This window comes from Bacteriovorax sp. DB6_IX, assembly GCF_000447775.1.
Taxonomy (GTDB): Bacteria; Bdellovibrionota; Bacteriovoracia; order Bacteriovoracales; family Bacteriovoracaceae; genus Halobacteriovorax_A.
Genome location: NZ_AUNJ01000066.1, coordinates 1 through 12,230, shown reverse-complemented (window position 1 = coordinate 12,230; position 12,230 = coordinate 1). Strand labels below are relative to the sequence as shown.

General features: G+C 38.2%; 15 protein-coding genes. 7 read left to right on the top strand and 8 right to left on the bottom strand.

Features of this window, described 5'->3' with window-relative positions:
• Window positions 1-426 (top strand): thioredoxin family protein (locus M901_RS02285; protein WP_021276538.1); only part of this gene is annotated, 426 nt, incomplete at its 5' end.
• Here the strand turns inward: M901_RS02285 and M901_RS02280 are convergent.
• Together M901_RS02280 and M901_RS02275 are read right to left on the bottom strand one after the other, a co-directional pair.
• Window positions 427-1,464 (bottom strand): NAD(P)H-dependent glycerol-3-phosphate dehydrogenase, encoded by a 1,038-nt coding sequence (locus tag M901_RS02280; RefSeq protein WP_021276540.1) that lies wholly within the window; start codon window positions 1,462-1,464, stop codon window positions 427-429.
• A gap of 18 nt (window positions 1,465-1,482) precedes the next feature.
• On the bottom strand, window positions 1,483-1,737 hold the full coding sequence (locus M901_RS02275; protein WP_021276531.1) for a DUF493 family protein: 255 nt from the start codon (window positions 1,735-1,737) through the stop codon (window positions 1,483-1,485).
• A gap of 106 nt (window positions 1,738-1,843) precedes the next feature.
• On the opposite strand from M901_RS02275, the gene M901_RS02270 reads away from it, so the two are divergent.
• Entirely contained in the window at window positions 1,844-2,551 is a 708-nt protein-coding gene (locus M901_RS02270; protein WP_021276543.1) for a histidine kinase dimerization/phospho-acceptor domain-containing protein, read from the top strand.
• A 2-nt stretch (window positions 2,552-2,553) separates the two neighbouring features.
• Here M901_RS02270 and M901_RS02265 read toward each other — a convergent pair whose 3' ends face one another.
• From M901_RS02265 to M901_RS02250, 4 genes are read right to left on the bottom strand one after another with little or no spacing between them, the layout of a single operon-like run.
• The gene (locus tag M901_RS02265) at window positions 2,554-3,126 is read right to left on the bottom strand and encodes an HAD family hydrolase (RefSeq protein WP_021276534.1); all 573 of its coding nucleotides are present in this window, start codon (window positions 3,124-3,126) and stop codon (window positions 2,554-2,556) included.
• 2 nt (window positions 3,127-3,128) lie between these two features.
• Entirely contained in the window at window positions 3,129-3,935 is an 807-nt protein-coding gene (kdsA, locus tag M901_RS02260) for a 3-deoxy-8-phosphooctulonate synthase (protein ID WP_021276532.1), read from the bottom strand.
• Window positions 3,925-5,532 (bottom strand): CTP synthase, encoded by a 1,608-nt coding sequence (locus M901_RS02255; RefSeq protein WP_021276539.1) that lies wholly within the window; start codon window positions 5,530-5,532, stop codon window positions 3,925-3,927. The genes kdsA and M901_RS02255 overlap by 11 nt, the downstream gene beginning before the upstream one ends.
• Window positions 5,522-6,280: a 3-deoxy-manno-octulosonate cytidylyltransferase gene (locus M901_RS02250; RefSeq protein WP_034719695.1), complete on the bottom strand. Its 759-nt coding sequence runs from the start codon at window positions 6,278-6,280 to the stop codon at window positions 5,522-5,524. The genes M901_RS02255 and M901_RS02250 overlap by 11 nt, the downstream gene beginning before the upstream one ends.
• Before the next feature lie 70 nt (window positions 6,281-6,350).
• On the opposite strand from M901_RS02250, the gene M901_RS02245 reads away from it, so the two are divergent.
• The 5 genes from M901_RS02245 to msrA all read left to right on the top strand — a co-directional run bounded on the left by M901_RS02245 (window position 6,351) and on the right by msrA (window position 10,805).
• Window positions 6,351-6,710 carry a hypothetical protein gene (locus M901_RS02245; protein ID WP_157679768.1) on the top strand — a complete coding sequence of 120 codons (360 nt, stop codon included), beginning with the start codon at window positions 6,351-6,353 and terminating at the stop codon, window positions 6,708-6,710.
• 80 nt (window positions 6,711-6,790) lie between these two features.
• Window positions 6,791-8,242, top strand: coding sequence for a TolC family protein (locus M901_RS02240; RefSeq protein WP_021276541.1), 1,452 nt, complete (start codon window positions 6,791-6,793; stop codon window positions 8,240-8,242).
• Window positions 8,242-8,907: a hypothetical protein gene (locus M901_RS02235; RefSeq protein ID WP_021276544.1), complete on the top strand. Its 666-nt coding sequence runs from the start codon at window positions 8,242-8,244 to the stop codon at window positions 8,905-8,907. Before M901_RS02240 ends, M901_RS02235 begins: the two co-directional genes overlap by 1 nt.
• 23 nt (window positions 8,908-8,930) lie before the next feature.
• On the top strand, window positions 8,931-10,223 hold the full coding sequence (gene purB, locus M901_RS02230) for an adenylosuccinate lyase (RefSeq protein ID WP_021276533.1): 1,293 nt from the start codon (window positions 8,931-8,933) through the stop codon (window positions 10,221-10,223).
• A gap of 12 nt (window positions 10,224-10,235) precedes the next feature.
• A complete protein-coding gene (msrA, locus tag M901_RS02225; RefSeq protein WP_021276530.1) occupies window positions 10,236-10,805 on the top strand; it encodes a peptide-methionine (S)-S-oxide reductase MsrA in 570 nt (189 codons plus the stop codon).
• A gap of 7 nt (window positions 10,806-10,812) precedes the next feature.
• Here the strand turns inward: msrA and M901_RS02220 are convergent, their stop codons facing one another.
• The gene (locus tag M901_RS02220; RefSeq protein ID WP_021276542.1) at window positions 10,813-11,886 is read right to left on the bottom strand and encodes a mannose-1-phosphate guanylyltransferase; all 1,074 of its coding nucleotides are present in this window, start codon (window positions 11,884-11,886) and stop codon (window positions 10,813-10,815) included.
• A 58-nt stretch (window positions 11,887-11,944) separates the two neighbouring features.
• Window positions 11,945-12,230: SPOR domain-containing protein (locus tag M901_RS02215; RefSeq protein ID WP_021276537.1), on the bottom strand; the 286-nt coding region annotated here is incomplete at its 5' end.

Sequence of the window (12,230 nt, the reverse complement as noted above, 5' to 3'; positions counted from 1 at the left end):
CCAACTGTCCTTCTTTTCTCTCAAGCTGTTGAGAAAAAGCCACTAGTAGAGTCTACTGGAAGCTCTTTAATACAAGATAAGCAAAGAGAAGGACTCCCATGGAAGAAATGGTCTGAAGAATCAATGAAGGAGTTACAAGATAATAAACAATTAACTTTTATCGATTTTACGGCCAAATGGTGTATTACTTGTAAGGTTAATGAAAAACTTGTTCTCGATACTGATTCTTTTGCTCAACTTGTAAAAGAGAGAAATATTAATCTTCTATTAGGAGATTGGACAAAGAGAGATCCTATTATTGGCAAGTGGCTTAAGTCACAAGGATTCGTAGGTGTCCCTGCTTACTTTGTTATTGATTCACAGGGACAACTCATTAAACTTGGTGAGACGATTACTCTTGGAGAACTAAAAAGAGTTCTTAAATAATTAATCTAGCTCAAACTTTGCAGGAGTGTTCATAAGCATTGTGATCACTTCTGCAGCATCAACATCGTTATAAAGTACTTCATAGAGACCATTAAAAATTCGTGCTCTAATCTCATACTTCTCACAAATCAAGTGAGCTGCCATTGTCGTTTTATAACCTTCGACAACAGTTCTTTGAGAGTTAATAATCTCTAACGGCTTTCTTCCTTTAGCAATTTCTAATCCAAATTGCTTATTTCTAGATAGCCCACCAGTTGTCGTGAGAATAAGATCTCCCATTCCACTTAAACCATAGAATGTTTCAGGTCTTGCATTAAAGACACGTCCAAAACGAAGCATTTCAACAATCCCACGAGTAATCATGGCCGCACGAGTATTGTGGTTATAACCCAAACCTTCAATAACTCCTCCAGCTATGGCCAAGACATTTTTAAGAGCTCCACCAAGGAGAACACCTTTAATATCATAACTTGGAAGGGCCTTAAAATATGGAGTATCAAGCATACGAGACGTTTCAGTTAGAACACGTCTTGAACGACCAGCAAGTGTCACAAGTGTAATTTGTTCTTGCATAATCTCTTTGGCAAAACTAGGACCCGACAAGAAAGTAATATATTCTTTATGATGTGGGAAGAACTCGAAGAAAAGATCATCACTTAATTCTAAACTTTCAGGATCAATACCTTTAGATAATGAAATAAGAGGGATTTGTCTTTCGAAGTAGCCTAAGAATCGTTCATGATTTTCAGTGAAAAAAGTCTTTACGCCTGCTGTAGGTAAACCAGAAACAATAAGCTCTAGGCCATTCTCTAAGTTTTTTTCAAACTCGTCCCAAGACTTTATGGCCCTGATATTGTCAGAGAGTTTAATTCCAGGGAGGTAGACCGAGTTCTCAGCATCTTTATTGATAGCATCGTAAACATCATCACTACGAACTTTTAAAATAACATTTTCAAATGTGTTGGCAAGAATAGATGCCAGAGATGTCCCAAAGGCACCCGCCCCAACGACCAAGGCCGTTTTGTGTAGCTTATTCATATCAGTTATCCTTTATTATTATAAAGATATGATACCAGAAATTTTTGCGACTTTTTGATAAATAGAAATGACTTCTTCACTTTCAGCAATTTCGACATGGAAAGTGTAACTAATATATTTACCTGAGCTAGATGGTCTCTCTTTTGCTGGGCTTTCACCTACGGCCTCAACAAGATCTTCGCGGTGAGAATCATTTCCTACGAATTTAAACTGATACTTCGCCGGCCATTCATATTCAGAATTTAAGAGATCTAAGAGTTTTGAATAATCCATATTTCCTCCGGTTGCTTAAATTATACTTTAAGACTAATCGTGTCAAGACAAACTTTCCCACCTCTTAAATTACTAGAATTAAACAAAATGCTGCTATAATTAAGGCATGAAAAAGACACTATTAGACAAAGATCAAGAGCAACTCATCAACGCATTTTCAAAATATCAAGACAATGAGGTTCATGACCTTATGGGTTCTGTCTCACATGATATTAAAAACCCTCTTGGGATTATTGAACTTTCGCTTGGGCTCTTAGAGGATAAAGTTGAGAAACTTCTTGAAGGAGAAGATGAAAAAGTTCAAGCCAAGATTCAAAACTTCTTCAATAATATTGGTGTTGGATTAGAGAGATGCCAAGAGATACTCGATGCGGCCCTCGATATTAAGAGAAATGATATTGAAGCATCACCAGGTGCAATTGAAGACTTAAAGTTCTTTTGTGATCAATACTATATTTTTTCTAAACCTAAGTTAAAAAGAAAGAAAATTAACTTCGAAAATACTATTGTAGAGGGAACGTGTTTAAATACTATTCCTCAAGAATTCGCAAAACTCTTTATCGAGACAATTAATTTCTGTACTTATAATGTTGATGCACCAGAAGGGGCCATGCTGGAATTAAGTTTTGATAGTAAGCTAATTTTTAAACTAACTCCTAAGAATGAAAGTACTTTAGATATTGTAAAACCTGAAAATGATCTTTACGAGGTTTTTAGCTACAGACTAGAAAAACTTAAAGAGAAACTTGGGGCAGAAATCGAGATGACCAAAGAAGGGCAAGATATCATAGTGAGCTTGGCCCTTAAGTCTTAAACTTAAGGCCAAGTACTTTTAAAATCGATTGGATTCCCGTCGAAATCTAAAACCTCTGGAGTCAGCCCCCTCGCGTAGCGAAAGATCTCTATCATTTCTCTAACTGCTCCATAACCGCCCTCTTTAGTCGTTACATAATCTACAAATTGTTTAACTTCATAGGCCGCATCAGGAACAGTTACAGCGAAGCCTGCCTTTTGTAATAGAGGAACATCAAAGAATTCATCTCCCATATAGAGAACTTCTTCAGGAGCATACCCTTCAGCGAGAACTCTCTTAAAGGCCTCGCGCTTATCTTCATCACCTAGGTAAGCAAAATCGAGTTTAAGATTATCAATAAATCTCTTCTTCACACCCTTTGAATCACCACCTGAGATAACCCCAGTCTTTATACCACTTCTCATGAGTAGTTTTAAACCATAGCCATCACTAGTATGAGTCGAGCGATTAAAGCCCATTTCATCATCCTGGTACCAGATATGCCCTGGAGTTAGAACACCATCGATATCGAAAGCGCACACTTTAATTTTTGCGAGTTTCTCTTTAAATTGTTCTGCTTTCTCAAATAGTGTCATTGTTATTCCTTAACTGCGTTATGAATTTTCATTAGAGCGTCAATAATTTCTTCAGCTCTATCAAGAGGTAAACTTGTTGCGGCATCAGACTTAGATTTATCAGGGTCAGGATGAACTTCCATAAAGATACCATCTGCACCAGCGGCGACAGCGGCACGTGCAAGAGTTAAAATTTGCTCTCTCTTCCCCCCTGTTGCAGTTCCAAGTCCACCAGGTCTTTGCACACAGTGAGTGGCGTCATGTATTGCACGAACACCGAAACTCTTCATAATTTGAAAACTGGCCATGTCAACGATAAGATTATTGTAACCAAAAGAAGTCCCTCTTTCTGTTAACAAGATTCTATCCTTAGGAAGAAATTCTTCGGCCTTAGTAACAATATTCTTAGTCTCCTCTGGCGAGAGGAATTGACCTTTTTTAACCTTGAGTTGCCCACCGTATTTCTGACAAGCTTCTGCTCCGGCCAGAATCATATCTGTCTGACGACAAAGAAAAGCTGGAATTTGTAGTGTATCGACAACACTAGCAACTTCATCGGCTTGGGTTGGCAAATGGAAGTCTGTAATGACAGGAAGTCCAAGTTCCTTCTTAACCTTTCCTAGAATTTGAAGTCCCTTCTCCATTCCAAGTCCACGGAAAGAATCAATAGAAGACCTATTGGCCTTGTCAAAACTTCCCTTATAAGTGAAGTTGATTTGATCATCATATTTTGCAAAGATTTCTTTTAATCTTCCTGCAACATCAAAGCACATCTGCTCACTTTCAATTACACAAGTTCCTACAAAGAAATCAAACTTCTTATTTCCCATACTGATCTGCCTTTTCTACAAATGATTTAAATAATGGATGTGGCTCATGTGGACGAGACTTAAATTCTGGGTGATACTGACAGGCCACAAAATGTGGATGTTCTGAAATTTCAATCACCTCAACAAGGTTAAGATCTTGATTACGCCCCGAAATTGTGAGACCACTTTCTTCAAGCTTATTTGCATAGAAATTATTCACCTCTAAACGGTGTCTATGTCTTTCACTAATATTTTCTTCGCCATAAATATCTCTGGCCTTTGTACCTGCTTCGAGTTGACAGTCGTATGCTCCAAGTCTCATTGAACCACCTTTTGGTCCAGAATCAGATTGTCCCTCCATATAATGGATAAGGTGCTCTCCACCAGAGCTAAACTCTTCACTTGTTGCCTCATTTAAACCGCAAACATTTCTCGCAAATTCAATAATTGCTAATTGCATACCTAAGCAAATACCAAAGAAAGGAATATTATTTTTTCTAGCATGTTCAATCGCAAGAATTTTCCCTTCAGTTCCACGCTCTCCAAAACCACCAGGAACAAGAACTCCCTGAATTCCTTCTAAGTGCTTCTGGGCACCGTCTTTTTCAATTTCTTCAGCATCTAAATAAACAGGAGTTAACTTAAGCTGTAAGTTAATCGCCGCATGATTTAAAGCTTCATCTAGTGACTTGTATGACTCTACAAGCTCCATATATTTCCCAACAATCCCAATTTTAACTTCCCTTAAAGGATTCTCAAAATTGTAGACAACATTCTTAAGATCTTCGATATTTGGTTGTGTGGCCCAAATTCCTAAGAGCTCACTAATCTTCTCATCAAGACCTTGCTCATGAAAGTTTAATGGAACCTTATAAATTGAATCTAAGTCTACAGATTGAAAAACATTTCCTTTTGGAACATTACAGAATAATGAAATTTTCTCAATAATTGACTCATCAATTCCTCTATCACTTCGACAAAGAATCAGATTAGGAAATAACCCTTGAGATCTTAGCTCTTTTACCGAGTGCTGAGCAGGCTTAGACTTTAACTCTCCCGCTGCATTGAGATATGGGATAAGAACAAGATGGATAAAGAGAACATTCTCATGTCCTACATCATGAGCAAACTGGCGAATCGACTCAACATAGGGAAGCGATTCAATATCTCCTACAGTTCCTCCAATTTCACCAATTAGTATGTCAGCATCTTCTGCCGCAATATCAATTCTTCTTTTGATTTCATCAGTCACATGAGGAACAACCTGAACAGTTTTTCCAAGATACTTACCTTCTCTCTCATTCTCAATAACTTGCAAGTAAACTTGTCCCGTTGTGAAGTTACTTTGTTTTGAAAGAGTCAGTGAAGTAAACCTTTCATAGTGCCCAAGATCAAGATCCGTTTCGGCCCCATCATCAGTCACAAAAACTTCCCCATGCTGAGTTGGGCTCATCGTTCCCGGGTCCACATTGATATAAGGATCCATTTTTAGCATATTGATCTTTATCCCTCTTCTCTCAAGTAGTGATGCAATACTTGCAGCTGCAAGTCCCTTTCCAAGAGAACTGGAAACCCCACCTGTGATAAAGATATACTTTTTTTGCTGATTACCTGCCACTGATAACTCCTTCAATATGCTGAATATCTTCCGGAACATCAACCCCACAAAGAGTCATCTCTGTAGGAACTGCTCCGATTGAATAACCGTTGTCTATAAGTCTTAATTGTTCAAGGCACTCGATCTCCTCGTAATAGCTAGGAGTGAGCTGACAAAAGCTCTTGAGAACACTTGGTCTAAAAGAGTAAATTCCTATATGTAGGAACCAATCCAGACCCTCTGTCTTATTTCTATTAAATGGAAATGGTGAACGAGTAAAGAAATGGCAACGGCCAGAGTCCAATGAATAAATGGCCTTTACCTTATTCGAGTCTTCATAGCCCTTATCTGTCATTGGCATTCTCTTCACAACTGTTCCAACGTCAAAACCTTCAGACTCCTGAAAAACTAAGAGCTCTTTTAAAAGCTCTCCTGTAATCAAAGGCTCATCACCTTGAACATTGACCACGTAATCAAAGTCTTGATCACTGAAGTATCTCTCATAGGCCAATTGGATTCTTTCCGACCCACTTGGGACATCGTCGTCAACTCTTACAACTTGACCACCAAAGCCTTTAACACATGCTTCAATTTCATCATTGTCGGTAACAACACAAACTACTGCATCCTTCCAATCATTTAAGAGGGAGGCGCAGCCTTCGTAAACCCACTGTACCATTGGTTTACTAGATATTTTTGCAAGAGGTTTACCAGGGAATCTGGTAGATGCGTATCTCGATGGTATTAATACCAAAGCTTTCTTATCCATTATCCATTCCTTAGACGTCGAAATTTTATCACTCCCATTGATTTTTGGCAAAGTATGATATGATGAATTTATGAGTTTTATAGCAATGACAAGATGTATCATCTGCGTAATTTTATTTAGTTCTGCCCTTGCCTATACTGGCGCAAGTAATATCCAAGAGGCCATTATCACAGACCCTTCTATCTCAAGGCGTTGTGAGAGCTTAGTTGATAACAGAAGACGCAAAGTGAAGCACCGCCAAAGACTCACCTACCTTAATGAGAGAAATAAGAAACTCCAAAAGGCTACTCCAGTCGCGAAAAAAAGTATTCGCCAGAAACTAATTGAGAACCAAAAGTCTATCTTCAAGGAATTGCGTCTGACGAACCTCAGAATTCAGGATATTGAAGAGAGCATTATCCGTCGTGGATGCCCAGGAATAAGTCTTTAAATTTCTTCACAATGTAAAAACGAACACCTATCATTAAAGTAGACTTATCTAGTTTATTTTATTTTTAAGACAAGGTGTTTATGGATAGAACAACTTTTATCGCAGCTTTATTCTTGCTGGGCCCAAGCTATGCCCATGCACAAATCTCAACAGATACTAATACAGACATTTATGTTCAAGAAAGTGCTGATGATTACAGTCAGATTCAAAGAATCACAAAACCTCTTTCCCTCAATGTTGTCATTGAACAAGGGATGAGAAAGAACTTTGATGAGAATATTCGTCGTAAGAATGTCAATATCCTCGACAATCAACTTAAAGACGCCAAGGAATCATTCTATCTTCCTAATATGCAAATTACTCTTCAAAGCTCAAAACAGAGAATTGCAACATTAAAAGATGGATCTCGAGATGCAGGGGCAACTCCAAAAGGTCCAACAGGGAGTCTGGGTTTAGAATTAGGTGAATACACAGTCTACAACTGGGGAAAGGACTACTTAGATTATCTCAACTCTAAAGAGTCTATTGAAAGAAATATCCAAAAAGAGAAAGAAGATTCTCGTGAGTTTAGACAAGAGCTTATTCTCACTTATACTAACCTTCTCTACTTAAAAGAAATAACAAGAATTAAGAAAGAACAGCTGAGAAATGCTTCATTCATCTATAGACTCAACCGTGAAAAAGTAACATTGAAGAAAGTTACTAAGCATGACTACTATCAAGCACGTAGTGAATACCTAAGAGCTCAACAAGAGTACTATGAAGCAAAGTTAAACTTTGATAAGGCCCAAGAAGAAATGGCCGCACTCATCGATGATCCGGCCGGTACTCAATACACAATCAGAGAAGACTTTGGATATAATAAGATTAAATTAACAAGAAGAGCGGCCCTCGAGCTTGCCTATAAGAATGCCCCATTCATCAAAGACGCTAAAGTCACAAGTAACGTCAGTATTAGGGAGTATGAGATTGCTCAACGAGAGAATATGCCTCTTCCAAAACTTTCAGTAAACTTTGGAACATATAAGCACAACTTCACGTCTCAAGAAAGTCAGACTCTTTATGAGACTGAGAGTAATAGCAATAATATTGAACTTGTCGCTCAAGTTAATGCCACTTGGACAATTTTTGGAGATGGTGGATTATTGAACAGAAGAAAAATTGCCAATGCCAGACTAAAAAAAGAAACAGCGGATTGGAACTACAACTCTTCACGCCGTTCCGTAGAAAACTATGTCATCAATATCTATAAGCAATTTGAAAACTACCATGATCAAATCAAAATCTATAATGCTCGTATCCCTTCTTTAAAGAAGAGAATGGACCTGGCTTTAAATCGTTACCTTGAAAAACGTGGACGCTATAATGACTTTCACCTCGCCCTAATTGAAAGATATGAAACAGAAGTAGAAAATGTCTCTCTAAAATATAACTACTTCCTTGCCAAAGTCAGACTGGCCCAGGCGATTGGAGTTGAGGAACTTCCAGGAGAGAACTTCGAAGGTATTATTGTTCGTGAGGAGAAGAAATAATGAAGAAACTAGCGAAACTTATTTTAACACTTACGACTTTAACAACGACACAGCTAAGAGCAGAAGTTGTAACTCCAGACCAACTTCTTTCAATGCATAATGCTGAAACAGGTATTAAAGAATATGAATACAATGTTAAGGACGATAATTGGTCAATTGATCTTAGTTACGGTCTTTCTCCTAATCTTATGAAAGCTGGGGACCTCTCTGCTTTTAGAGGACAAGTCACGTTCTATTCTCCTGACTCGCAAATGTCATGGATTGGTTATGCTGCACAAACATCAATTGTGATCTCTCAGGCCACAGACCTGACAGGGAACTATGATGCCGATACTGAAACGATGACACTTATGGAGCTAGGAATTGGTCTTGCAAGACGCTCTGTACTCATTAAAGACTTTTACAACTCTCCAAATATTTACGACGAAATCAACTTTGCAGGGACTTATGTTTCTGCCGATAGCGACATCTTAGAAAATAAGATGGCAGGATACGGAATGGTCGCAGGCTACGGTCTATTCTGGAGAAATTCGAAGTCAACTCACTGGGGTCTTAGAATGGACTATCACTTAAGCTCTTTAGAAGATAGTACTGATGAACAAAATGAAATCGAAGCAACGGCCAGTTGGGTCTCGCTTGGACTGACTTTTGGATTAATTTTTTAACCCCAACTTATAAAGAGACAACTATGATTGAAAGATACCAAAAAGAAGAAATCTCAAATATTTGGACTGATCAATTTAAATTTGAAAAGTTCCTCGATGTGGAAGTCGCGCTCCTTGAAACTCTGGAAGAAGTTGGACTTATCACAGAGAAAGTTTCTAATAAGGCCCGTAAGGCCACTGTTAACCCACAGAGAATTGCAGAGATAGAAAGAGAAACACGCCATGACGTCATTGCTTTTTGTACATCAATCACAGAGCAGATGAGTGTAAATGAAGGAAAATTCTTTCATTTTGGCGTCACTTCCAGCGATATCATCGACACTTCACTAACTTTACAAATCAAAGCATCTCTCGACATCATTCTTCCACGTTTTGAAAAACTTAACATTGCTATTCAAAAAAGAGCGGAGCAATTTCAAGATCAAATATGTATGGGAAGAAGCCATGGGATTTGGGCAGAGCCAATGAGTTTTGGGCAAAAGCTTTTAGGACACTATGCAGAGTTTCAAAGACGCTTCACTGACCTCAAAGACTTCTATCAAAAAGAGCTGACAGGTCAATTCTCTGGAGCAGTCGGAAATTACACTATACTCACGCCGGAGATCGAAGAGAAAACCCTTAGCAAACTTGGCTTAAATGTCGAGTCTGTTAGTACTCAAATTATTCCAAGAGATAGAATTGCAAAACTTATTTCAATCTTCTCTCTCTATGCCTGCGCAGTAGAAAGATTATGTATTGAAATCCGCCATCTCCAACACTCTGACGTATCAGAAGTTTTTGAAGGCTTCTCAAAAGGACAAAAGGGCTCGTCTACCATGCCTCATAAGAAGAATCCAATTTCTGCAGAAAACCTCTCAGGCATTGCAAGGGTCCTTCGTTCTCACATGAGTATGGCCATGGACAATACCCTACTGTGGCACGAAAGAGATATTTCTCATTCAAGCGCCGAAAGAATGTATCTGCCAGATGCCTTTGGACTTGTCCTCTACTCAATTGATCGACTTGAAAATACAGTAACAAACCTTGTTGTAGATCATGAAATGATGGAACAGAAGGTCTCTAAAACATTCAAGCACTTATCAAGCTTAGTCTTACACAAACTTATTGAAGTCAGTGAAAACACAAGAGAAGACCTCTACAAGATTGTCCAAAAAGCTTCCTTTGAGGCTAAAAATAGAGACAATTTCTATAACATTTTAAAGGATTCCTTCACTCATCAAAGAGAATTGGAAGTGCTTGATTCGTTGAGCTCAATGAGTGAGATTGAAATCTTCGGAAAACACACTTCTAAGGTCTTTAATCGAACACTAAAATAGACTGAGGTGAATGTGAAATTCTTAGCTTTAATTCTAAATCTGTTGATTCTTCAATCGGCCGTGGCAGCAGAGTATCAAATTGCAACTTTTGCAGGTGGATGCTTCTGGTGTATGGAGCCCCCATTTGATAAGGCAGAGGGTGTCGTAAAAACCATTTCGGGATTTAGTGGTGGTGATAAGAAGAACCCTACTTATGAGGATGTTTCTTCAGGAAGAACACGTCATATAGAGGCCATCCAGGTAACTTATGACCCAAAGAAAATATCTTATAAAGAACTTCTCTCCATTTTTTGGAAACAAATAGATCCGACAGACCCTTCAGGACAATTTGTTGATAGAGGTTATCAATACTCAACAGCTATCTTCTATAGAAATGAGAAAGAAAAACAAATCGCGATACAAAGCCAAAGAGAATTTCAAAAGTATTTCAAAAAGAAGATCGTCACAAAGTTATTACCATTTAAGCATTTCTACCCAGCACAAGAATATCACCAAGACTACTATCAGAAGAATCCCCTGCGCTATAAGTTCTATCGATACAATAGCGGCAGGGATCAATATTTAAAAAAAATTTGGAAATAAATGAGGGTTAGAGAAGTTCCTTCTCACCCTTGTCTTTGAGGTGATTCACAACTTCCTTAACTCGTTGTGCATCTTTCTTAGGCATTACCATTAGAGTCTTGTCATTAGAAACAACCACAAGATCGTTGATGTTGATCAGAGAAACAAACTTTCCAGGGGCATAGATAACATTCCCCTCAGCATCCTTTAGATAGACTGACTTAGCATTAACAACAGTATTTCCACCTTCAGGATCAATAACTTGTTCAAGTGCTTCCCAAGAACCTAAATCATTCCAATCAAACTCAGCTGGTACAATTGTCACATTCTCAGACTTCTCCATAATGGCATAATCAATCGAGTCCTCTGGAACTTTATTATAAACTTCACTCAGCTTATTAAAATCATCGGCGTTATTCTTAAGTTCTTCATAGAAAGCAAACATTTGTGGAGAATGCTTAGCGAATTCTCTTTTAAATGTTCCAAGAGTTGCCATAAACATTCCCGCGTTCCAAAAATATTCACCTGTGGCAAGATAACTCTTCGCTGTTTCAAAGTTTGGCTTCTCTACAAATTGAGCAACTTTAAAACCATCAAGAACTTTGTCTCCACGACGAATATAACCATAACCAGTATGTGGGAAATGAGGACGAATCCCCATTGTTGTAATTGAGTCAGTACTTCTTGCGAGCTCGACTGCTTTATTAAATGTGCTTTGAAACCCATTTAGATCGAGAATAACATGATCAGATGGCATTACCGCCACAACATCATTATCCGTTGCTCCAGCCTTTTCCATTGCTGCCAGAGAAAGTAGAATACAAGGACCAGTATTTCTTCCCGACGGCTCATAGATAAAAGATGTCTGATTTATTAAGTTCTCAGAACATTCTTTTGCTAAGTCTCTTTGATCAAATGTCGTCACAATATAGCGATGATCTTGATCCACAATATTTTCAAATCTCTTCAGTGTTTGAGAAAGTAATGTCCCATCGCCAACTAGTGATAAGTATTGCTTCGGCTTATTTTGAGTTGACTCAGGCCACAAACGTGTCCCCTTTCCTCCGGCCATTATTAGACAATACGTGTTAAATTCAGACATAAAAAACCCCAATGTTTTACTATTGGGGTATTGTATCATAGAAAATTTTATCTCGTCACTATTCAAACTTAGTGAGAACGTAGTCACGCTCTGCAAAAAGACTCTTATGCTTTAAGATATAGTCCTTAGTCTCAGAAAGTGAGTTAAAAACCCCTAAACTAACTCTGAACCAATTCCCTCTTCCAGGAATATTCTTTTCATTAATAATTGGGTTATATCCTAGAACTTTAAATCCTTCTGCAAACTGTTTCGCTTCTGCAAGAGATTGAAACGAGCTCAACTGGATTGTATATTTTCCAGAAAAGTTATCGTCACTTTGCTCTTGTGCAGAAGGTGCTTCTTCC

Bases quoted from the DNA above. Each gene is read 5' to 3' on its own strand.
- kdsA (WP_021276532.1), bottom strand. From the start codon at position 3,935: ATGGGAAATAAGAAGTTTGATTTCTTTGTAGGAACTTGTGTAATTGAA.
- M901_RS02275 (WP_021276531.1), bottom strand. From the start codon at position 1,737: ATGGATTATTCAAAACTCTTAGATCTCTTAAATTCTGAATATGAATGG.
- M901_RS02235 (WP_021276544.1), top strand. From the start codon at position 8,242: ATGAAGAAACTAGCGAAACTTATTTTAACACTTACGACTTTAACAACG.
- M901_RS02220 (WP_021276542.1), bottom strand. From the start codon at position 11,886: ATGTCTGAATTTAACACGTATTGTCTAATAATGGCCGGAGGAAAGGGG.
- M901_RS02240 (WP_021276541.1), top strand. From the start codon at position 6,791: ATGGATAGAACAACTTTTATCGCAGCTTTATTCTTGCTGGGCCCAAGC.
- M901_RS02265 (WP_021276534.1), bottom strand. From the start codon at position 3,126: ATGACACTATTTGAGAAAGCAGAACAATTTAAAGAGAAACTCGCAAAA.
- purB (WP_021276533.1), top strand. From the start codon at position 8,931: ATGATTGAAAGATACCAAAAAGAAGAAATCTCAAATATTTGGACTGAT.
- M901_RS02280 (WP_021276540.1), bottom strand. From the start codon at position 1,464: ATGAATAAGCTACACAAAACGGCCTTGGTCGTTGGGGCGGGTGCCTTT.
- M901_RS02270 (WP_021276543.1), top strand. From the start codon at position 1,844: ATGAAAAAGACACTATTAGACAAAGATCAAGAGCAACTCATCAACGCA.
- M901_RS02250 (WP_034719695.1), bottom strand. From the start codon at position 6,280: ATGGATAAGAAAGCTTTGGTATTAATACCATCGAGATACGCATCTACC.
- M901_RS02245 (WP_157679768.1), top strand. From the start codon at position 6,351: ATGAGTTTTATAGCAATGACAAGATGTATCATCTGCGTAATTTTATTT.